This window comes from Ruegeria sp. BHSB172, from assembly GCF_059613165.1.
In genome coordinates this window covers 109,961-130,240 of the sequence record NZ_JBXWRZ010000003.1, presented here as the reverse complement: position 1 = coordinate 130,240, position 20,280 = coordinate 109,961, and the positions used below count along the sequence as shown (strand labels likewise).

Sequence of the window (20,280 nt, the reverse complement as noted above, 5' to 3'; positions counted from 1 at the left end):
TCCGGGCGGCACTGAAACCTCTGCAAGCATACCGCGAAGCGCGCACGTTGGCATTAATTTTGGTTTTTTTGTCGGGACAGGTCTGGCCGACCTACTGGATCAGCGCTTTTCCCGCCACCGAGGCTTCGCGCCTTTTGAGGCAGGGCAACCGGGTCCGCAACGCGGCTGTAGGGGTTGGGTGGGCCAGTTCAGGGAACAAGGCCAGCAGCTCGGCCGCCACCCCTGTCCCAAACGCCTGAAGCACCATATCGCCGGGATAAAGGCTTTCGGTCGGCAACCCGTTCGAGATCAGAACGGCGTGGCGCGGACAGGCGATGTGGTAATAGGTGACCGGCGATTTGGGCAGGGTCCGGCGAATGGTCCCATCGTTGACCAGATGGACCGCCGCCGCAAAAACCCGAGCTTCGCCGAACAGAAGCTCGGCCATCCACCCTTCGAGCACGATGCGATGCTGCGGTGAGACGTAGAGATCGCGCGACGGCCTGCCGGGCCCCAAAGCGTCCTTGCCTATGCAGATCGGTCTGAAATTCGGGCTCAGTTCCAGCTGGTTTGCTGACAGTGTTCGTTGCCCGATCCAGAGGATCGGCAGCAATTCTCCACGTGAGGTGCGCACGAGATCGCCAACGGCAAGATCTTCGACTGGGCGTGGTCCGTGCGCGGTCTCGATCAGGGTTCCGGCAACGAAACAGGGCACGACACCAGCAGGGAGGTTCACGGTCACGCCAAGGCTTGCATTGTTCCCGTTTCCGGGGCGGCCGGTGGTCGCGTCGATCCGAAGCGACAGCGATGTACCCGAAGGAATGTCGACCCCCGGTGTCAAGTCGATGGTCAACAAACCGTTGGCGTCGATGGAAACGGAATAATCGGACGGATCCAATGGCCCGTCACCAAGCACTGTGACGCTCCAGGAAACAGATCGTGAGGCATTGTAATCGACGGCAAACGTATCGGCTCCCGACGGGAAATTAATGACCGACGGGCCAGAAATGACCAATGACACGGCGAAACCTCGCTAACAAACGCACATACTGCACGATATTCCTTTTGACGAGTCAACAAATAGCGCCACGCCGCCGCTGCACGGTGCAGATTTCCGGGTTCGCGATGCAGCCGCGAAGGCCGCCGAAGGCAATCGCCCGGTTCTCTTTCGGCAAACTCGGCTTTCCCTTGCCCTTGCCCGCAATATGTTGCACCACACACGGGCTCGACCCCGGTGAACGGGCCAAGGAATGAGGACAAAGCGCATGGCTGACGGATCAATCGACATAAACGCAAAACCGACCGAAGAGATCTCGGTCCGGGACGTGTTCGGTATTGACACGAACATGGTCGTCAAGGGCTTTGCCGAGCAAAGCGACCGTGTGCCGGCGATCGATCCGACCTACAAGTTCGACCCCGAGACGACGCTGGCCATTCTGGCCGGTTTCTCGCACAACCGGCGGGTAATGATCCAGGGTTATCATGGGACCGGCAAATCGACCCATATCGAACAGGTCGCCGCGCGTCTGAACTGGCCTGCAGTTCGCGTCAACCTGGACAGCCACATCAGCCGAATCGACCTAATCGGAAAGGATGCGATCAAGCTGCGCGACGGCAAACAGGTGACCGAGTTCCACGAGGGCATCCTGCCATGGGCGCTGCGCAACCCGGTGGCCATCGTGTTCGATGAATACGACGCCGGCCGCGCCGACGTGATGTTCGTGATCCAGCGGGTTCTGGAGCATGACGGCAAGCTGACCTTGCTGGACCAGAACGAAATCATCACACCGAACCCCTATTTCCGCCTGTTCGCCACCGCCAACACCGTGGGTTTGGGCGACACCACCGGCCTGTATCACGGCGTGCAGCAGATCAACCAGGCGCAGATGGACCGATGGTCGCTGGTAGCGACGCTGAACTATCTAAGTCACGATGCCGAGGTGATGATCGTGCTGTCCAAGGCGCCGCATTACAACACCGAGAAGGGCCGCAAGACCGTCAGCCAGATGGTCACCGTGGCCGACCTGACCCGGACCGCTTTCATGAATGGCGATCTGTCCACGGTCATGAGCCCGCGCACCGTGATCAACTGGGCCCAGAATGCCGAGATCTTCCGCGACGTGGGCTATGCTTTCCGCCTGTCGTTCCTGAACAAGTGCGACGAGTTGGAGCGCGAGACGGTTGCCGAGTTCTATCAGCGGTGTTTTGATGAGGAACTGCCGGAAAGCGCCGCAAGCGTCAGCTTGGGGTAATGCTGGATTTGCGCCCGTGCCGGGCGCAATGCCTCCGGCGGGGATATTTTGGGCCAGATGAAGGCGGGGCCAGTCGTCGCGGTCGGGCGGCGCTTGAATGAGGGCTGAGAGAGATGGTGCAGAAGAACGACAACCCCGCTGATCCCTTCAAGAAGGCCTTGGCCGAGGCCACCAAGGTGATGGCTGACGACCCGGACCTGTCGGTCAGCTACACCGTCGATCCGTCGGGTTTGTCGGGCGAGACGATGCGCTTGCCTCAAGTGTCGCGCCGGATGACGCGCGAAGAGGTTTTGCTGGCGCGCGGCACGGCGGATGCGCTGGCGTTGCAGCGCCGGTACCATGACGAGGCCACCCATGCCCGTTACGCCCCGCCGGGCGACATGGCCCGCGATCTGTACGAGGCGATGGAAACTGCCCGATGCGAAGCCATGGGCGCCCGCGACATGCCGGGCACCGCCAGCAATATCGACGTCAAGATCAACCACGAGGCGCTGCGGCGGGGCTATGACCAGTGCAAGCAGCCGTCCGAGGCTCCGCTGGCCGTCGCCGCGGGCTATCTGATCCGGCACCTGGCCACGGGGCGCGATCTCCCGCCGGCGGCCGCGAATGTCATGGAACTGTGGCGCGGGTTTATCGAGGAACAGGCCGGCGGCACATTGGAGAACCTGAACGAAATCCTGTCGGACCAGACCGCTTTTGCCAAATTCGCCCGCCAAGTGATCGACGATCTGGGTTATGGCGATCAGTTGGGCGAAGACCCGGACGCACTGGACGAAGACCAGGAGGACCCGGCCGAGGCAGAGGCCGAGGAGCAGCCCGACCCCGACAGCACCGGCCAGGACGAACAGGACGAGCAGGACGCCGACGCCACTCCTGAACAGACGCAGGAAGAGCAGCAAGACCAGTCGCAGGCGCAGGTCTCGATGGATGAGATGGCCGAGGACGAGATGGGCGAAGAGGCCGAGATGCCCGAGGGCGAAGCGCCGCTGGAGCCGCCCGCCCCTCCGCCGGCGTCCGAGGCCGACCCGGACTACAAGGTCTATCTGAACACTCATGACGAGGAGATCGCCGCCGAGGAGCTGGCCGAACCCGCGGAGCTGGAGCGGCTACGGGCCTATCTGGATCAGCAGCTGGAGCCGCTGAAGGGCGCCGTCAGCCGGTTGGCCAACAAGCTGCAACGCCGACTGCAGGCGCAGCAGAACCGCAGTTGGGAGTTCGACCGCGAGGAAGGCATTTTGGATGCCGGTCGGCTGGCGCGGGTTGTTGCGAACCCGACGACACCGCTGAGCTTCAAGGTCGAGAAAGACACCGAATTCCGCGACACCGTGGTGACGCTGCTGCTGGACAACTCGGGATCGATGCGCGGGCGCCCGATTTCCATCGCGGCGATCTGTGCCGATGTTCTGGCACGCACGCTGGAACGCTGCAACGTGAAGGTCGAGATTCTGGGCTTTACCACCCGGGCCTGGAAAGGCGGACAGGCGCGCGAGGCGTGGCTGAACGATGGCCGCCCACAGCAGCCCGGCCGCCTGAATGATCTGCGGCATATCGTCTACAAGGGGGCGGATGCGCCCTGGCGGCGGGCGCGGGCCAATCTGGGCTTGATGATGAAAGAAGGCCTGCTGAAGGAAAACATCGACGGTGAGGCGCTGGAATGGGCACATCGGCGGATGCTGGCCCGGCGCGAGCAGCGCAAGATCCTGATGGTGATTTCGGACGGGGCTCCGGTGGATGATTCTACGCTGAGCGTAAATCCGGCGAATTACCTGGAAAAACACCTGCGCGACGTGATCGCCATGGTCGAAAAGCGCAAGATGGTCGAATTGCTGGCCATCGGGATCGGCCATGACGTGACCCGGTATTACGACCGCGCGGTGACGATCACCGATGTGGAACAGCTGGCCGGGGCGATGACCGAGCAATTGGCCGCCCTGTTCGACAGCGATCCGCGCGCGCGGGCCCGCGTGATGGGCATTCGGAAGGCCGGCTGAGCCAGGCCTTGCCCCGGGCGGGACCCTTCTTGAAAAAACCAAACTGAGGTGGGCCATGGCCCGCCTCGGATTGAGGGAGATACAAATGTTCCAATCCTTCGAAGTGACGGCGCGGCCGGAACAGGGGCCACCGCGACTGGCGGCGTTGCGAGCTGAGTTGGTGCGCGAAGGATTGGACGGGTTCCTTGTGCCGCGCGCCGATGCGCATCAGGGCGAATATGTGGCCCCTCATGACGAGCGGCTGGCCTGGCTGACCGGATTCACTGGAACAGCTGGGTTCTGCGTGACATTACGCGACGTTGCCGGGGTGTTCGTCGACGGCCGCTACCGTACCCAGGTCAAGGCGCAGGTGGCCGAGGAGTTCACGCCGGTGCCCTGGCCCGAAGTATCTCTGGCCGACTGGCTGAAACGGCACCTACCCGAGGGCGGCAAGGTGGGGTTCGATCCGTGGCTGCACGCGGCGGGACAGATCCACGACACGCAAGCCGCGCTGGCCGGCAGCGGGATCGAGCTGGTGCGCTGTGACAACCTTGTCGACCGCATCTGGGTGGACCAGCCAGCGCCGCCGATGAACCCGGCAAAGCCACATCCGCTGGACTTCGCGGGCGAAAGCGCCGAGAGCAAGATCACGCGCCTGGCAAAAAGCCTGGCGGACGCGGGGCGCAGCGCAGCCGTGATCACCTTGCCGGATTCGATCATGTGGCTGCTGAACATTCGCGGGTCTGACATCGCCTACAATCCGGTAGCGCACGGGTTTGCCATTCTGCACGCCGATGGGCGGGTGGACCTGTTCATGGCGGCGCAGAAGCTGACCGGGCTGGACCAACATCTGGGGCCGCAGGTGTCGGTGCACCCGCCCGAAGCGTTTCTGGAGGCCGTCGGCGCGTTGGAAGGCGCGGTTCAGGTGGACATGGGCACCGTGCCTCAGGCCGTGGTCGACGTGCTGGCCGAGCGCGCCGTGGATGGCGGCGACCCATGCGCCCTGCCCAAGGCCTGCAAGAACGCGGCTGAAATCGCGGGCAGTGCCGCCGCGCATCTGCGCGACGCGGTGGCGGTGATCGAGACCCTGTGCTGGCTGGATGCGCAGGCACCGGGCAGTGTGACCGAGACCCAGGTCGTCACCCGGCTCGAGGAAAACCGGCGGCGCGACAACGCGCTGCAGGACATCTCGTTCGACACGATCGCGGGCACCGGGCCGAATGGCGCCATCATGCACTATCGGGTGACCGAGGACACCGACAGCCGGCTTGAAGACGGGCATCTGCTGGTTCTGGACAGCGGCGGGCAATATCTGGACGGCACCACCGACATCACCCGCACGATTGCCATCGGAAGCGTCGGCGATGAGGAGAAGGCCTGCTTTACCCGCGTGCTGAAAGGAATGATCGCCATGTCGATGCTGCGCTGGCCGGTGGGGCTGGCCGGGCGTGACATCGAATGTGTGGCGCGTATTCCGTTGTGGCAGGCGGGTCAGGATTTCAACCACGGCGTCGGTCACGGTGTCGGTGCCTATCTCAGCGTTCATGAAGGCCCGCAGCGCCTGTCGCGCGTCAGCCATGTGCCGCTGCAGCCCGGCATGATCCTGTCCAATGAACCGGGCTATTACCGCGAGGGTGCGTTCGGCATCCGGCTGGAAAACCTGGTGGTCGTGGAAGAAGCGCCCGCCCTGTCCGGCGGTGACGGCGAACGGGCGATGCTGTGCTGGCGTACGTTGACCTATGTCCCGATCGACCGGCGCCTGATCGTGTCCGACATGCTGACCGCAGCAGAACGCGACTGGCTGAACGCCTACCATCGGGACGTTGCGGAAAAGATCCGCCCAAGGCTGTCGCCCGACGCGCAACTGTGGTTGGATGCCGCGACCGCACCGTTGTGACATGACAGTGTTACATGGACGGGTAGACTTCAGGCCGGAATGATCAAAGGCCGCGACGACGAGGGAAGGAGCAGAAATGACCGCAGATATCACGATCCGCAAGGCGCCCGGAAAATGGTGCGTCCGTTCAGGCGGCGCCATTCTGGGCGAGACCACCAACGCACTGGAGCTGTCGGAGGGCGATCTGCCGCCGGTCATCTATTTCCCGCGCGACGACATCGCGATGGCCTTTCTGGACAAGACCGACAAGGTGACCCACTGCCCGCACAAGGGCGACGCCACGCATTTTTCGATCGTCAACAAATCCTCGGTCACCGAAAACGCGGCCTGGAGCTATGAGAACCCGATCCCGGCCGTGTCTGAAATCAAGGACTACATCGCGTTCTACCGGCTCGAATCGGTGAAGGTCGAGCAGATCTGACACCCACGCAGGGTCACGAATGTTCCTCGGCTGCCGTGGCGGCCAGCGCGCGGTTGTACGCCTTGAGTGCATCGACATGATAAAGCGCTCCCACCGGGGTTTCGGATCCGTCGTCTTCGGGCACCACCACCGGTAGACAGGCGATCTCGTCACGGTCGAAATAAGGCATCGCCGCCTCGAGCGTGGCGCTGGCCGGAATGCAAAGCCCCTGATCCATCAGCTCCCGCGCCTGTTTTTCGGTGATCGAGCGCGGATCACCCAGCGGGCGCATCACCGAACCGGCCCGCAGCATCGCCAGCAGATAGGCCTGCGGCCCGGCCGCCAGATGCACGCCCCGGCGCTCCAACTGGGTCAGGAAGAACGACCTGTCGACAAGCCGCGAAGCCAGCGCGGTGGACATCGAAACCGATACCATCACAGCCAGCCCGATCTGCCAATCTCCGGTCAGCTCGAACACGATCAGCGTGGTCGAAATCGGCGCCCCCAGCACCGCCGCCGCCACCGCCCCCATGCCCGCGAAGGCATAGAGCGTGTGCGTGCCGGACACGTCCGGCAGCAGACCGGTCGCGATCAGCCCGAAGGCCAGACCGGTCAGCGCCCCGATCATCAGCGAGGGCGAGAACACACCGCCCCCCATGCGTCCGCCCATGGTAATGGCGACGGCGGCGGTTTTCACCACCGCGAACAGGATGGCGGTGGTCAGCACCAGATCGCCGGTCAGGGCGCGGATCGTGGTTTCGTAGCCCACGCCGATGATATGCGGGAACCAGATGGCAATAACCCCCAGCATCGCCCCGGACACCGCCGGGCGCAACCAGCGCGGCAGTGACAGGCGCGTCTGGACGTGGTTACCGAAATCCTCGGCAAAGAAGATTGCGCGCATCAGCACCACAGACACCAGCCCGCAAACCAGCCCGAGGATCAGGAAGGCCGGAAGCTCGACGTAGAATTGCAACGATCCCGGCGTTTCCAGAATGAATTCGGTCACGTCGCCATATTCCAGCCGGTTGATGACCGTGCCCGCCACCGAGGCGATCACGATCGGCGCAAAAGCATGGACGGCAAAATGGCGCAACACCACCTCGAGCGCGAACAGCGCCCCGGCGATAGGGGCGTTGAAACTGGCCGAGACGGCGGCAGCGACGGCACAGCCCAACAGGTCGCGCCCGGTGATGCCGTCGGCATGGATGCGGTTGCTGACCCAGGTCGAGATCACGCCGGCCATGTGCACCACCGGCCCTTCCCGTCCGGTCGAACCTCCGGTGCTGAGCGTGATCAGCGAGGCGAGGAAAGAGGCGATGCCGGCCTTGGTTTCGACCCGACCATCGTTGACGGCGGCGCCTTCGATCACGTCGGCAACCGAGCGCACGCGGCCGTCATCGGTAAACAGGTGCAGGATTACCCCCACCACCAGTCCACCTACGATGGGAATGACCAGGATCATGACCCATGGCAGCCCTTCGGCATGGCTGTGCAGGCGCAGGATGTCCTCTGTCTGGTAGACATAGGCCTGCAAGGCGGTGATGCCCTTGCGAAACCCCAACGCCATGAACCCTGCGGCGATGCCGATGGCCAGCGCGATGAACCAGAACTGGACCTGGCTGGGACCACGACGGCGCATGACCCGCCAGGCGTCCTTGAGCGCGGCCAAGGCCTGTTGGAGCTGGTAGTGCAGCACGGAACGGGTGGACTGGGTCATTGTCCCTCGGCGGGGTTGGGTGATGACCCTTGGTAACGCACGCACTGCGCAGAGAAAAGTCGCAAGCTGGTGAAGCCCGCGGCACACAGCGGCAGGATGGCATCAGGCCTGCAGCAGCGCGCGGGCGGCGGCACGGGCCTCGGGCGTTATGGTGTCGCCCGAGACCATGCGGGCAATCTCGTCGATCCGGTCCGGCTCGGACAGCGGTAGGACAGTGGACAGGGTCTGCCCGTCTGTCACGTGTTTCTGAACCCGCCAGTGATGAGCCGCGCGAGCCGCAACCTGCGGCGAATGGGTTACCACCAGCACCTGCCCGCCCTGCGCCAGCGCCGCAAGCCTGCGGCCCACGGCGTCCGCGGTGGCGCCGCCCACCCCGCGGTCGATTTCGTCAAAGATCATGGTGCGGGCGCTGTCGTCGCCCGACAGGCACACTTTGAGAGCCAGCAGAAAGCGGCTGAGCTCCCCACCCGAGGCGATCTTGTTGAGCGGACCCGACGGCGCGCCCGGGTTGGTGGCGACGGTAAAGGCCACGGCGTCCTGCCCCTCGGGTCCGGACTCGGTGGGTGTGATCTGGGTCTGGAACACCGCACGCTCCATCTTGAGCGGCACAAGCTCGGCCATTACCGCCGCGTCCAGCCGGCCGGCAGCCTCGCGCCGCAGAGCGCTGAGTGCCTCGGCGGCCGCGTCGTAGGCTGCCTGCGCGGCCTGAACCGCAGCGCGACGGTCGGCCAGGTCGGCGTCTCCGGCCTCAAGCTGGCCCAGACGGGCGCGTAGCGTGTCGGCGAAACCGCTCAGGTCATCTGGCGCCACGTCATGTTTGCGGGCTAGCGCGCGGATGGCGAACAGGCGTTCCTCGGTCTGCTCCAACTCGACAGGGTTGAAGTCCAGCGCCTCGAGGCAGGAGGTTACGCCATCCTGCGCCTCGCCCAATTCGATCAGGGCACGCCCCAGGGCGGCGATCGGCTCGTCCAATTGGCCCTCGGCCCGGTCGGCGACACCTTCCAGCCAGCGCACGGCATCCGCCATCGCCCCTTCGGCCCCGTCACCGCCCAGCAGGGCAAAGGCACGGGCCACGTCGTCGCGGATGCGCTCGGCCCCCTGCATCATCCGGCGGCGGGCGTCGAGTTCGGCGTCCTCGCCCGGCTGCGGATCAAGCTTGTCGAGTTCGGCAACGGAATGCCGCAGAAATTCCTCTTCGCTGCGCACGGCGGCCACGGCGGCCTCGGTCTCGGCCAGGGCTTTGCGGGCGCGCGCCATCTCAGCCCAGGCGGCGCGCACAGCTGTCAATTGCGGCTCGGCCCCGGCATAGGCGTCCAGCATAGCGCGATGACCACGCGGGTTCAGCAGGCCGCGGTCATCATGCTGGCCGTGCAGTTCGACCAAGGTTTCCGACAGCGCGCGCAGCACCTCGCCCGAGCAGCGGCGGTCGTTGACCCAAGCGGTCTTGCGCCCATCGGCAGTGTTGACGCGGCGCAGGATCAGTTCCGACCCGCCGGGCAAACCAGCCTCGGCCAGGATCGCATGGGCGGGATGGCCCTCGGGCAGTTCGAACTCGGCCACGACCTCGCCCTGCGCGGCCCCTTGCCGGACCAGTTCGGCCCGCCCGCGCCAGCCCAGCACGAAGCCCAGAGAGTCGAGCAGGATCGACTTGCCGGCGCCCGTCTCGCCGGTCAGCGCGTTCAGGCCCGGCTGAAAGTTCAGTTCCAGCCGGTCGATGATCAGCATGTCGCGGATATCAAGGGCGCGCAGCATCGGGTCGTCAGCGTCCCAAGCCTGTGACCATGGCGATTACAACCACTGGCCCTTGATCGTCTGGCGGTAGATCTGGCTGAGCCAGTTGTTGCCGCGGCTCTTGAGTTCAAGCCCGCGCGACGTCAGCAGCTTGTAAGCCGCATCATACCATTCGGACGACTGGTAGTTGTAGCCAAGGATCGCACCAGCCGACTGCGCCTCGTCAACCAGCCCCAGGGCCAGATAGGCCTCGACAAGGCGGTACAGCGCCTCGGCGGTGTGGGTGGTGGTCTGGAAATCCTCGACCACTACTCGGAAGCGGTTGATTGCGGCGGTATAGTGATCCTGACGCAGATAATAGCGCCCGATCTCCATTTCCTTGCCCGCCAGATGGTCGAAAGCCAGATCGAACTTCAGCACCGCTGAGGTGGCATATTCGCTGTCGGGATAGACCTCGATCACCGTTCGCAGGGCCTGTAGCGCCTGGAAGGTCAGGCCCTGGTCGCGGCCGACCTCGTCAATCTGATCATAATAGCTGAGCGCCAGAAGGTATTGCGCATAGGCCGCGTCCTCGTCGGTGGGGTAGAAGTCGATATACCGCTGCGCGGCGGCGCGGCTTTCCTCATAATTCTTGTCCGAATGGAACGCAAAGGCCTGCATGATCAGCGACCGCTTGGCCCATTCGGAATAGGGGTACAGGCGCTCCACTTCCGAGAAGTACCAGGCGGCGTCATCCGGCCTATTCTGCGACAACTCGAATTCGCCACGGGTGAAAATCTGTTCGGGGGTATAGCCTTCGAGGTTTTGGGACCGGTCGGCCCCCTTGTTTCCAAACAAGCCGCCCGCATTGCCGCATGCCGTCAAAGTAGCCGCCAGAAGAATCACGCCCGCAAGCCTGACTGCCGCCTTGAAGCCAACCATACCGCCCATCCTAGTCGTCTTGTCTCTTTGGGTAACCCCGGATTGGGCTTTGGTCTAGCATATAAAATTCCGGTGCAAAACGCCTTAAACGACCCGCGACGGAATTGTCGCCAAGACGGGACAGATCAGGCCACCTGCGGGATTTCCGCAAAGGCCAGACCCTGCCCCGGCAATTGCATTGCCTGTTCAGGCGTGCACAGAACCGGGCGCACCGCGCCGGGCGTTTCAAACAGTTTGCGCAGAAGCGTGTTGGTCATCGCGTGGCCGGATTTCTCGCCGACGAAATGGCCGAAGATCGGGCCGCCGGCCAGATACAGATCCCCCAGCGCATCCAGCATCTTGTGACGCACGGCTTCGTCCGCACGGCGGAAGCCGCCCGGAGTCAGAACCGAGTCGCCCTGCACCACGACAGCGTTGTCCAGTGTGCCACCCAGAGCCAGACCGTTTTCGCGCATCGCTTCGACATCCGAGCGGCGACAGAACGTGCGACAGTCGGAAAGTTCGCGGGCAAAGGCACCGTTGCGCATGTCAAGAATCTTGGCCTGCCGTCCGATGGCCACGTCTTCGAAATCGATGTGGAACTCGATGATCAAGCCGTCCGCCGGACGGATCGACGCCCGCGCGCCCTCGCGCTCGGCGACGACCGGCTTGAGCACCTCGTAAGCCAGAACGGGGCTGGCCTGGCGGCGTACACCCTTGGACATGATGCCGCGCACGAATTCAATCGACGAGCCATCCATGATCGGGACTTCGGGGCCGTCGATCTCGATCAGGGCATTGTGGATGCCGCATCCGGCCAAGGCTGCCATGATATGTTCAACAGTAGACACCGAGACGCCCGCATCATTGACCAACCGCGTGCACAGCTGGGTCCGCTCAACAACGTCATAGATCGCCGGGATCATTGCATTGCCCAGTTCGATATCGGTCCGCTTGAACCAAATACCGTGCCCGGCGGCAGCCGGCTTAAGAACCATCGTCGCGGGCTTGCCGCTATGCAAACCCACGCCTTTGAACGTGACCGAAGATTTGAGCGTCTGTTGCAAATGGGACCTCTGTGAGCGGTGTCCGACCCGAAACGGCCGTGTTGCCACTCAGTTAAGGAAGCACCGGAAGCACCTCAACTCACTCTTTGTAACCGAATGAAACAGTTTTGCGAACGATCGGCAAAAGCCTGCCGATCCGCGTGTAAATATCTGAAAACTAAAAATAAAGGGTCGCCAACCGGCGACCCTTCCACAGAATTTGTTACCGCGATCAGTTGGCCTGACGCCGCAGGAAGGCCGGTATCTCGATCCGTTCCTGATCCGGGTCGGCCGCGTCTTGCGCAGGTGCCGTGGCGTCAGTCTGGCGCAATGCGGGCTGCTGACGGACAGGTTGCGCGGGGGTGTCCGAGGCATGTCCGGTCATCCGATCGATCAGGCGGTTGAAGCCGAAACGCGGCCGCTCCTCAGCCGCAGGGCGCGGCGGTTGTGCCGACGCCTGCGGACGCTGCGCGTTCAGGCGCTGCGACTCGCTCGGCACTTTCTGGACCGCGGCCTGCAACCGCTGCATGGCCTGCGGCGAAGGGGTGCCCGGCGCATGTGAATGCACCGGATCGGCTGCAGCCTCGACCGGCTGGGGCACCGGCCCGGTTTCGGCTGCGCTTGGCTGGTAGGCCGGCGGCGGAAGATCATCGTCATCCGACGCGGTTTCGGTGCCCGAGTCGTAGAAGCTCTCTTTGAACTCTACTTCCTCGATCGACTCGAACAGGGTCGGCGCGATGTTCTCGGCCGCCTCGGCAACTTCGGCCGGGCGCGGCTGGGCCTCGACTTCAGGGACTTCCTGCTCGGCCGAGGTGGCGCGGCTCAGCGGCGCTGCCATCGACCGGCGCGGCGCCGGAGCCTCGGCGGCGCTGTCGCTGGCGTCGATGCCGGTGGCCACGACCGATACGCGCATCTTGCCTTCCATCTCGGGGTCCAGAGTGGAGCCGACGATGATGTTGGCCTCGGGGTCCACTTCCTCGCGGATGCGGTTGGCGGCCTCGTCCAGTTCGAACAGGGTCAGGTCATGGCTGCCGGTGATGTTGATCAGAACACCTTTGGCGCCCTTGAGGCTGATTTCGTCCAGCAGCGGGTTGGCGATGGCCTTTTCGGCGGCCTGGATGGCGCGGTCTTCGCCCTCGGCCTCGCCGGTACCCATCATGGCCTTGCCCATTTCGTCCATCACCGCGCGGACGTCGGCGAAGTCGAGGTTGATCAGGCCCGGACGTACCATCAGGTCGGTCACGCCCTTGACGCCCTGGTACAGCACGTCATCGGCCATCGAGAAAGCCTCGGTGAACGTGGTCTTTTCGTTGGCCAGACGGAACAGGTTCTGGTTGGGGATTATGATCAGCGTGTCAACAACCTTCTGCAGCGCCTCGACGCCGTCCTCGGCCTGACGCATGCGCTTGGCGCCCTCGAACTGGAAGGGTTTGGTCACCACGCCCACGGTCAGCACGCCCAGTTCACGCGCGGCCTGCGCGATGATCGGAGCGGCGCCGGTGCCGGTGCCCCCGCCCATACCGGCGGTGATGAAGCACATATGCGCGCCGGCCAGGTGATCGACAATCTGCTCGATGCTTTCTTCGGCGGCGGCGGCACCCACTGAAGCCCGGGCGCCCGCGCCCAACCCCTCGGTCACCTTGATGCCCAACTGCACCCGCGCCGAAGAGCGGCTTTGCTGCAGTGCCTGCGCGTCCGTGTTGGCCACCACGAAATCCACGCCGTCGAGTTGCTTTTCAATCATGTTGTTGACGGCATTGCCGCCTGCCCCGCCAACGCCAAATACCGTGATCCGTGGCTTCAGTTCATCCTGCCCGGGCATCGAAAGATTTAATGTCATGCTCTGTCCGCCTGTTATATGTCCGCCAATGCGGGATTTTCTTGCCTATCCATCTGCAATCCTACAATCCGAATTGGCAAACGTCACGCCAAAAACGCAAAATTGCCACAAAATATGGAAGAAAACAGACCCGCGCTTGCAGTATTTCGCCGACTCTGGCAGATGTTGCGGGTTGAAGCTGAGGCAACACAACACGCCAACGGCCCGCAACGCCGGGTTGCGGGGGGAGGTCACGTATCCGAACTCTCAGAAAGCCTGCTCGGCCTTCGGTCTGCACCTCTTGTCCGGGTGCTGAGTGAATCTCTAACACGGCCTCTTGATCCTGTCACCGTGCAATCGGGTCAAATGCGCGGCGAAAACCGCCGCACATCGTTGATTTTTCAGGGAGTCAGGTCCAGCGCCTCGACGATCTGGGTATATGGCAGGCCGGCAGTGTCGTTGAGCCGCGCCACCTGGGCGGGCGTGTCGCTTTCGAACAGGCACATGCAACGGCCGTCGCCCGGCGAGAAGGTCGAGCGGATATAGCGGATCTGGTCACCGCCGGCGCGCATGGTCTCGGCCGTCCCGATCGCTGCCTTCTGCGCGCCTGCGAGGTCCTCCATGCTGATGCCCTTGAGATTTCTTTCCACCATGAATACAGGCATTTCGTGCTCCTCTCACAAACCGTTTCTGTCAATGAGGGCATTTCAACAGAACCCGGCGCACGGGACTATGGGCGCACCGTTATCATTCGATAACTGACGGTTTGGCCCGGGTGTTGTATCCTTGCCCTGTGGTCTTCGAGGGGAGGGTTGCCATGGAGATGTCCCAGATCCGCTATGTCCTGACCGCGGCGCGGACGCTTAATTTCACCAAGGCGGCCGAGGAATGCGACGTGTCGCAACCGGCGCTGACCAAGGGCATCAAGGCGCTGGAGGAGGAGCTGGGCGCGCCGGTATTTCACCGCGAGGGGCGGCGCATCCTGCTCAGCGAGTTCGGCCGTTCTATGCTGCCGCATCTCGAACACATCCTCGAAGAGACCGAGGCCACGCGGGTTCTGGCCCGCAACTTTCGCCTGCTGGAAAAGACACCGATCCGCCTTGGCGTGATGCCGACGATCGGGCATGTGCGGCTGGCGCGATTTCTGGCCGCCTTCAAGCACGACCACCCCGGCATGGAACTGGCGGTCAGGGAAGCCCCAGTATCGGAGTTGGAGAGCCTTCTGGCCGATGACGAGCTGGACGCGGTGGTGATGACGGCGGGCGACGACATCCGCGACAGGTTCCGCGTCCACCCTCTCTATTCCGAGCGCTATGTGGTGGTTCTGCCGCCCGAGCACCGGCTGCAGCGCAAGAACGCCATAACGCTGGCCGAGCTTTCGGGGCAGGACTACGTCGACCGGCTGGCCTGCGAACTGCGCGAAATGGTCATGTCGGTCTGCGATTCGAAGGGGGTCGAGCTGTATGCCCGGTTTCGTTCGGAACGCGAGGACTGGGTGCAGGCGATGGTTCTGGCCGGGATCGGTTTTGCCTTCATGCCGGAATATTCGGTGACCCTGCCCGGCCTCGTCCAGCGCCCGCTGACTGAGCCCGAGGTGAGCCGGGAGGTGGCGATGATCACCGTTCCCGGCCGCAAGTTCTCGCCCCCGATGGAGGCTATGATGCGCTCGGCCAGAAGCTTTGCCTGGCCGGGCTGAGCATCCTTACCAGTTGTCCTTGAACCAGCGCACGGCACGGCGGAACGGGCGCACGGCCGAGCTGTCGACCGGGGTTTCGAAATCCCACCATTCGTCCTGCGGATGCGCGGCAAACAGGGCCAATCCGACCGCCGAGGAAAAGCCGGGCCCCGTGGCCGATTGCGGCAGGCCGTGCACCCGCAGAGGCCGCCCCAGGCGGACCCGCTGGCCCAGAATGCGGCTGGCCAGCCCATCGAGGCCGGGAATCTGGCTGCCTCCTCCGGTCAACACGATCTGCTGGCTGGGCATGTGGTCGAACCCGGCGGCGTCCAGCCGCAGGCGGACCTCTTCCAGAATCTCTTCGACGCGGGGGCGCATGATGCCGATCAGTTCGGCACGGCTGACGGTGCGTCGGTCGTGTTCCCAGTCGCCGGTGTCCGCGCCGATGTCGATCATGTCGCGGTCATCGGCGCCAGTGGCATGAACGCCGCCATTGAAGGTCTTGATCCGTTCGGCGATGGTGGTCGAGACCCCCAGCCCCATCGAAATGTCGCTGGTCACGTGATCGCCGCCCATGCGTACGCTGTCGGCATAGATCATGTGTTTTTTAATGAAGATCGACACGCCGGTCGATCCACCGCCCATGTCGATGCAGGCGGCGCCCAGTTCCTGCTCGTCCTCGACCAGCGCCGAAATTCCCGACACATAAGCCGAGTTGGCAATGCCCGCCAACTCCAGATCGCACCGCTTGATGCAGCGCACCAGGTTCTGGATGGCGACCGCATCGACGGTCAGCATGTGCATGTCCACGGCCAGCGTCTGCCCCATCTGCCCGCGCGGGTCGATCAAGCCCGAGCGGTTGTCGAGCGCGAAATTCACCGGCTGGGCATGCAGCACCTCGCGCCCCGCCCCATAGTCGGGCACGTCGCAAGCATTCAGAACGCGACCGATCTCGGCCTCGGTGACCTCGTGCCCGTCCAGGTCCACCTGCGCGTCCAGTCCATACGAGCGTGGATTGGCCCCAGAGAAACAGGCGATCACGTGATCGACCCGGATGTCGGCCATCTTCTGCGCCGCCTGCAGCGCTGTGCGGATGGCGCGTTCGGTTTCCTGCATGGCCGTGATCTCGCCGAACCGCACCCCACGCGACCGGGTGGTGGCCGCGCCGATGACCCGAAACCCGGTCTGCCCGGCCAGCGAGCCGATCGAATTGTCCTCGCTCAGCCGACCGGTTCCGTCGAACCGCAGCACCAGGCAGGCGATCTTGGATGTCCCCACATCGAGGATCGCGACCACCCCCCGCTGCATGGCCTGCTGGCGCATCTGGCGCATCGCGCGCTGAGACTGATAAAGATCGGTCATCATCGTATTCACTGCCCGTTACCCGTTGTCACTTTTGTATTCCACCAGTCTGCGCTGGCGGCTTCGGTCATCCGAATGGTCGGGCGCGACCCGAGCCGCATATCGACCACGGCCACGTCCCGTTCCAGAAGATCCTGAACCTCGTTCACTGCCAGAACCCGCTCCAGCGCACGCACCGGGCGCTCGGTCGGCAGCATGATGCGCTGGTTGCGGTCCAGAACCAGATCCCAGCGCCGTTCGCCCACCCGCAGCAGGCCGCGCACACGGTCGCCCAGGCCGCGCGCGGTGCGCAGCAGTTCCAGCGCCTCGGCCACATGCTTGTCAGCACCCTCGCCCGCGATCAGCGGCAGATCGGGCCGCTCCGTCCGGCGGGCGATCGACGCCACATGCGCGCCGGTTTCGTCCAGCAGCTCGAGGCCTTCGCGCGTGCGCCATACGACGACCGGCTGACGCTCGACCACGTCCACCTGCAGGATACCGCCCGGCCGGATCCGCACGCTGGCCGACTTCACCGGATCCAGCCCGGTGATCGTGTCGCGGATCTGCTCGACATCCAGATCCCACGAACTGATGGGGAAATCGAGCGGCACCACCTCTCGAATGTCATCGGACAGGTCGGAACCCGCGCCGTCGATCGCCATCAGCTTGACCATGAATTCGGGACGTTCCTGGAAAGCGGTGATTACGCCGTCGACTTGCGCAGTCAGTGCTTCGCGCCGGGTCTCGTCGGCAAAGAACAGACCAACGGCGGCGGCCAGAGCGCCCAGAGGCAGACCGATCTTGAGGCCGCGCCGGATGCCTGGAGTCAGCATCCAGCGCTGCAGACGGTAGCTGAGGCGCGAAGGGGCGGGATCGGCACGCCCGGTGCGACGGCGGAACAGACGCCCACCGCGCAGGCGCAGCTTGGGATCAGACTGGGCCTTTGCATTGCCGCCAGCCTGAAATGTTGCATCCGGCCCCGCAAGGGGTTTGGGCCGATAGACGTCCGGCGCGCGCGAGGCAGTCAACGATCGCATGAAGCGTCCTCGACCATCCAGGCGCAGAGCTGACCGAAGGTCATGCCCAGATGCGCGGCTTGTTCAGGCACCAGCGAGGTGGGGGTCATACCCGGCTGGGTGTTGGTCTCCAGTAGGAACAGGCCGTCTTCGCCCTTGGCGTCGTCCCAGCGGTAGTCGGTGCGACTGACGCCCCGGCACCCCAAAACCTGATGCGCGCGCAGGGCATAATCCATGCACAGCTCGAAGATACGCGGCGGGATATCGGCGGGCAGCACGTGGCGCGACCCGCCGGGCTTGTATTTGGCGTCGTAGTCATACCAGCCGTCGGTCAGGATCTCGGTCACGGTCAGGGCGCGGTCGCCCATCACGGTGACCGTCAGCTCGCGCCCGGCCACGTATTGCTCGACCATGACCTGTTCGGGCATGTCATACGACAGCTGCGGCGGGTCGTTCGACCCCTCGAAAACAAGGTAGATCCCGACGCTCGATCCTTCGTTGTTGGGCTTGACCACATATGGCGCGGGCATGACGTGCCCCGCCATCACGTCCGATTTCGGAACGATCAAGCTGTTGGCCACCGGCAGGCCGGTCGCGCGGAATACCTCTTTGCTGCGCTGTTTGTCCATGGCCAACGCCGAAGCCAACACGCCTGAATGCGTGTAGGGAATTCGCAGCCACTCCAGCAGACCCTGCACGCAACCATCCTCGCCCCAGCGGCCATGCAAGGCGTTGAAGACAACGTCGGGCTTGATGTCCTGCAAGCGCGCACAAAGGTCAGGACCGGCGTCCAGTTCGACGACCTCGATCCCTTCTCCCACAAGGGCGGCTGCGCATTCGCGCCCGCTGCTGAGAGACACCTCGCGTTCCGCCGAGGGGCCGCCCATCAATACCGCCACTTTGGGGTTTGTCCTGCTCGACCTACCCACGTTCGTGCGCCTCAATGTCCCCGGACCTTATCTGGTGGTCCGTATTTCGTTATGCCTTTGATCCGTCGCCTGAATTTGCCTGTTTTGGTCTGACGGTCGGGGCTTTAATCTGTCAGCGGATCACCGACCCGCATGATTTCCCACTCTAGCGTGATCCCGCTTGTTTCGTAAACCTTTTTTCGCACCTCTTCGCCTAGCCCTTCGAGGTCGGCGGCGGTGGCGTTTCCGGTGTTGATCAGGAAGTTCGAGTGCTTGGGGCTCATCTGTGCGCCCCCGCGTCGGGCGCCGCGCATTCCGGCGTCGTCGATCACCTTCCAGGCCTTCAGGTCGTGCACATCATCGACCCGCCCGGTCGAGGAAAACCCGGCCGGATTGCGAAAGGTCGACCCGGCGCTGCGGTCCTTGGTGGGCTGGGTCTCGTCGCGCTTTTTCAGCTGCGCCTCCATCCGGGCGTGCAGGTCAGCCGGGTCACCCGCCGGGCCCTGGAACGTGGCCGACACCAACACCGCACCCTCGGGCAGGTCGGACTGGCGATAGCGGAAGTTCAGGTCGGCCGGCGTCAGCTCGACCAACTCGCCCTGCCGGGTGACGATGGTGGCCGATTTCAGAACATCCGCCGTATAGCTGCCGTAGCAACCGGCATTCATCCGCACGGCCCCACCGATGGAACCGGGGATGGTGCGCAGAAAGGTGAGGTCCACCCCCGCATCCGCCGCCTTGCGCGCGACATGCGCATCCAGTGCGGCCGCCCCTGCGGTGACTGTGGTGCCTTCGACCGAGATGCCGTTGAAGCCGCGCCCCAGTCGGATCACCACGGCCCGCAGCCCGCCGTCGCGGACGATCAGATTCGAGCCGACGCCCATCGGGAACACCGGCACCTCGGACGGAAGATCGCGCAGGAAAGCCTGCAAATCCTGAAGGTCAGCCGGCTGAAACAGATAATCCGCCGGGCCGCCAACACGCAGCCAGGTGAGGTCGTTCAGAGGTCGGTTCGGCGTCAGGCGGCCTTGAGGCGTTGGCAAAGTGGTCATTGAGGCTAGATCGCGGATTCGGTGGGGCGTGGCAAGCCCGTTCCAAGACGCAGGTTCAAATCCGCCGCCGCAGCCATCGCCCAAGGTAGATCACGGGCCAACGCAGCACCGACATGCCGGCGGCCAGAACGAACAGGCCGACCCACGGGCCGTTTTCGTAAGTGACATAGCCCAGGATCGGGATGCCCACCGCGATCAGCGCATAGGCGCGGGTCCAGTGGTTGTCCTTGCTGGGGATCATGGCCAGCACATTGGCGGCGACGCCCCACAGGGCGGCCAGTGCGATCGACCAACTCATTGCCCCACCTCGCGGCCCGACCATTTTCGCCAGTAATACCGGATGGGGTTGCGGAACATCGATACGAACCCGGCAAAGGCCAGCGCTCCGATCAACCAGCCATGGGCCACGCCAAGCCAGACGATCAGAACTGGTGCGCAGATCAGTAGTACGATGCCCGGCGGAAATTGCAGGCGCATCGGCAACAGCGCCACGACAGTGGCGCAGATCACCCAAAGGGCGGCAAAGAAAACGGAATAATCCATGGCTCTCTCCGCAAATGAGTCACATGCCAGG

General features: G+C 64.0%; 18 protein-coding genes. 5 read left to right on the top strand and 13 right to left on the bottom strand.

All coding sequences use genetic code 11. The annotated features are described in order from the left end of the window. Positions 1-91 precede the first annotated feature (91 nt). Positions 92-877, bottom strand: a complete 786-nt coding sequence (locus AC2FM3_RS02720) for a Hint domain-containing protein (protein ID WP_496678861.1) — start codon at positions 875-877, stop codon at positions 92-94. A gap of 367 nt (positions 878-1,244) precedes the next feature. Here AC2FM3_RS02720 and cobS point away from each other — a divergent pair, with 367 nt between their 5' ends. The 4 genes from cobS (at position 1,245) to AC2FM3_RS02700 (ending at position 6,519) form a co-directional block, all read left to right on the top strand. Then, a complete protein-coding gene (gene cobS, locus AC2FM3_RS02715; RefSeq protein ID WP_496678859.1) occupies positions 1,245-2,231 on the top strand; it encodes a cobaltochelatase subunit CobS in 987 nt (328 codons plus the stop codon). Positions 2,232-2,344: 113 nt separating this feature from the next. Then, positions 2,345-4,222 carry a cobaltochelatase subunit CobT gene (cobT, locus tag AC2FM3_RS02710; RefSeq protein WP_496678857.1) on the top strand — a complete coding sequence of 626 codons (1,878 nt, stop codon included), beginning with the start codon at positions 2,345-2,347 and terminating at the stop codon, positions 4,220-4,222. A gap of 85 nt (positions 4,223-4,307) precedes the next feature. Further along, the gene (locus AC2FM3_RS02705) at positions 4,308-6,098 is read left to right on the top strand and encodes an aminopeptidase P family protein (RefSeq protein WP_496678856.1); all 1,791 of its coding nucleotides are present in this window, start codon (positions 4,308-4,310) and stop codon (positions 6,096-6,098) included. Positions 6,099-6,174: 76 nt separating this feature from the next. Continuing rightward, a complete protein-coding gene (locus AC2FM3_RS02700) occupies positions 6,175-6,519 on the top strand; it encodes a DUF427 domain-containing protein (RefSeq protein WP_496678854.1) in 345 nt (114 codons plus the stop codon). 13 nt (positions 6,520-6,532) lie between these two features. Here the strand turns inward: AC2FM3_RS02700 and AC2FM3_RS02695 are convergent, their stop codons facing one another. The 6 genes from AC2FM3_RS02695 to AC2FM3_RS02670 all read right to left on the bottom strand — a co-directional run bounded on the left by AC2FM3_RS02695 (position 6,533) and on the right by AC2FM3_RS02670 (position 14,379). Then, on the bottom strand, positions 6,533-8,218 hold the full coding sequence (locus AC2FM3_RS02695; RefSeq protein WP_496678853.1) for a chloride channel protein: 1,686 nt from the start codon (positions 8,216-8,218) through the stop codon (positions 6,533-6,535). Positions 8,219-8,320: 102 nt separating this feature from the next. Next, positions 8,321-9,970, bottom strand: coding sequence for a DNA repair protein RecN (gene recN / locus AC2FM3_RS02690; RefSeq protein WP_496678851.1), 1,650 nt, complete (start codon positions 9,968-9,970; stop codon positions 8,321-8,323). Positions 9,971-10,006: 36 nt separating this feature from the next. Beyond that, entirely contained in the window at positions 10,007-10,870 is an 864-nt protein-coding gene (locus AC2FM3_RS02685; protein WP_149774745.1) for an outer membrane protein assembly factor BamD, read from the bottom strand. A gap of 125 nt (positions 10,871-10,995) precedes the next feature. After that, positions 10,996-11,916, bottom strand: a complete 921-nt coding sequence (gene lpxC / locus AC2FM3_RS02680; RefSeq protein WP_496678848.1) for a UDP-3-O-acyl-N-acetylglucosamine deacetylase — start codon at positions 11,914-11,916, stop codon at positions 10,996-10,998. A gap of 211 nt (positions 11,917-12,127) precedes the next feature. Then, a complete protein-coding gene (gene ftsZ / locus AC2FM3_RS02675; protein WP_496678847.1) occupies positions 12,128-13,735 on the bottom strand; it encodes a cell division protein FtsZ in 1,608 nt (535 codons plus the stop codon). Between the two features lie 380 nt (positions 13,736-14,115). Continuing rightward, positions 14,116-14,379, bottom strand: coding sequence for a DUF4242 domain-containing protein (locus AC2FM3_RS02670; RefSeq protein ID WP_068347630.1), 264 nt, complete (start codon positions 14,377-14,379; stop codon positions 14,116-14,118). A 152-nt stretch (positions 14,380-14,531) separates the two neighbouring features. On the opposite strand from AC2FM3_RS02670, the gene AC2FM3_RS02665 reads away from it, so the two are divergent. Next, entirely contained in the window at positions 14,532-15,410 is an 879-nt protein-coding gene (locus tag AC2FM3_RS02665) for a LysR family transcriptional regulator (protein ID WP_496678845.1), read from the top strand. Positions 15,411-15,416: 6 nt separating this feature from the next. Here AC2FM3_RS02665 and ftsA read toward each other — a convergent pair whose 3' ends face one another. From ftsA to AC2FM3_RS02635, 6 genes are all read right to left on the bottom strand, one after another. After that, on the bottom strand, positions 15,417-16,751 hold the full coding sequence (ftsA, locus tag AC2FM3_RS02660) for a cell division protein FtsA (protein ID WP_496678843.1): 1,335 nt from the start codon (positions 16,749-16,751) through the stop codon (positions 15,417-15,419). 8 nt (positions 16,752-16,759) lie between these two features. Beyond that, positions 16,760-17,767, bottom strand: a complete 1,008-nt coding sequence (locus AC2FM3_RS02655) for a cell division protein FtsQ/DivIB (RefSeq protein ID WP_496678842.1) — start codon at positions 17,765-17,767, stop codon at positions 16,760-16,762. After that, positions 17,755-18,675 (bottom strand): D-alanine--D-alanine ligase, encoded by a 921-nt coding sequence (locus tag AC2FM3_RS02650; protein ID WP_496678840.1) that lies wholly within the window; start codon positions 18,673-18,675, stop codon positions 17,755-17,757. Before AC2FM3_RS02650 ends, AC2FM3_RS02655 begins: the two co-directional genes overlap by 13 nt. Before the next feature lie 104 nt (positions 18,676-18,779). After that, positions 18,780-19,706: a UDP-N-acetylmuramate dehydrogenase gene (gene murB / locus AC2FM3_RS02645; RefSeq protein WP_496678838.1), complete on the bottom strand. Its 927-nt coding sequence runs from the start codon at positions 19,704-19,706 to the stop codon at positions 18,780-18,782. Between the two features lie 55 nt (positions 19,707-19,761). Next, complete coding sequence (locus tag AC2FM3_RS02640) at positions 19,762-20,004, bottom strand: DUF2484 family protein (RefSeq protein ID WP_170357288.1); 243 nt, start codon at positions 20,002-20,004, stop codon at positions 19,762-19,764. Then, positions 20,001-20,249, bottom strand: a complete 249-nt coding sequence (locus AC2FM3_RS02635) for a DUF2484 family protein (RefSeq protein WP_490359448.1) — start codon at positions 20,247-20,249, stop codon at positions 20,001-20,003. Before AC2FM3_RS02635 ends, AC2FM3_RS02640 begins: the two co-directional genes overlap by 4 nt. Between the last annotated feature and the right edge of the window lie 31 nt (positions 20,250-20,280).

What these genes read in the sequence shown, in the direction of transcription:
- AC2FM3_RS02700 (WP_496678854.1), top strand. Translation starts at nt 6,175, where the DNA reads ATGACCGCAGATATCACGATCCGCAAGGCGCCCGGAAAATGGTGCGTC.
- AC2FM3_RS02685 (WP_149774745.1), bottom strand. Translation starts at nt 10,870, where the DNA reads ATGGTTGGCTTCAAGGCGGCAGTCAGGCTTGCGGGCGTGATTCTTCTG.
- ftsA (WP_496678843.1), bottom strand. Translation starts at nt 16,751, where the DNA reads ATGACCGATCTTTATCAGTCTCAGCGCGCGATGCGCCAGATGCGCCAG.
- recN (WP_496678851.1), bottom strand. Translation starts at nt 9,970, where the DNA reads ATGCTGCGCGCCCTTGATATCCGCGACATGCTGATCATCGACCGGCTG.
- AC2FM3_RS02640 (WP_170357288.1), bottom strand. Translation starts at nt 20,004, where the DNA reads ATGAGTTGGTCGATCGCACTGGCCGCCCTGTGGGGCGTCGCCGCCAAT.
- AC2FM3_RS02665 (WP_496678845.1), top strand. Translation starts at nt 14,532, where the DNA reads ATGGAGATGTCCCAGATCCGCTATGTCCTGACCGCGGCGCGGACGCTT.
- ftsZ (WP_496678847.1), bottom strand. Translation starts at nt 13,735, where the DNA reads ATGACATTAAATCTTTCGATGCCCGGGCAGGATGAACTGAAGCCACGG.
- murB (WP_496678838.1), bottom strand. Translation starts at nt 19,706, where the DNA reads ATGACCACTTTGCCAACGCCTCAAGGCCGCCTGACGCCGAACCGACCT.
- AC2FM3_RS02705 (WP_496678856.1), top strand. Translation starts at nt 4,308, where the DNA reads ATGTTCCAATCCTTCGAAGTGACGGCGCGGCCGGAACAGGGGCCACCG.
- AC2FM3_RS02670 (WP_068347630.1), bottom strand. Translation starts at nt 14,379, where the DNA reads ATGCCTGTATTCATGGTGGAAAGAAATCTCAAGGGCATCAGCATGGAG.
- AC2FM3_RS02655 (WP_496678842.1), bottom strand. Translation starts at nt 17,767, where the DNA reads ATGCGATCGTTGACTGCCTCGCGCGCGCCGGACGTCTATCGGCCCAAA.
- cobT (WP_496678857.1), top strand. Translation starts at nt 2,345, where the DNA reads ATGGTGCAGAAGAACGACAACCCCGCTGATCCCTTCAAGAAGGCCTTG.
- AC2FM3_RS02635 (WP_490359448.1), bottom strand. Translation starts at nt 20,249, where the DNA reads ATGGATTATTCCGTTTTCTTTGCCGCCCTTTGGGTGATCTGCGCCACT.
- cobS (WP_496678859.1), top strand. Translation starts at nt 1,245, where the DNA reads ATGGCTGACGGATCAATCGACATAAACGCAAAACCGACCGAAGAGATC.
- AC2FM3_RS02695 (WP_496678853.1), bottom strand. Translation starts at nt 8,218, where the DNA reads ATGACCCAGTCCACCCGTTCCGTGCTGCACTACCAGCTCCAACAGGCC.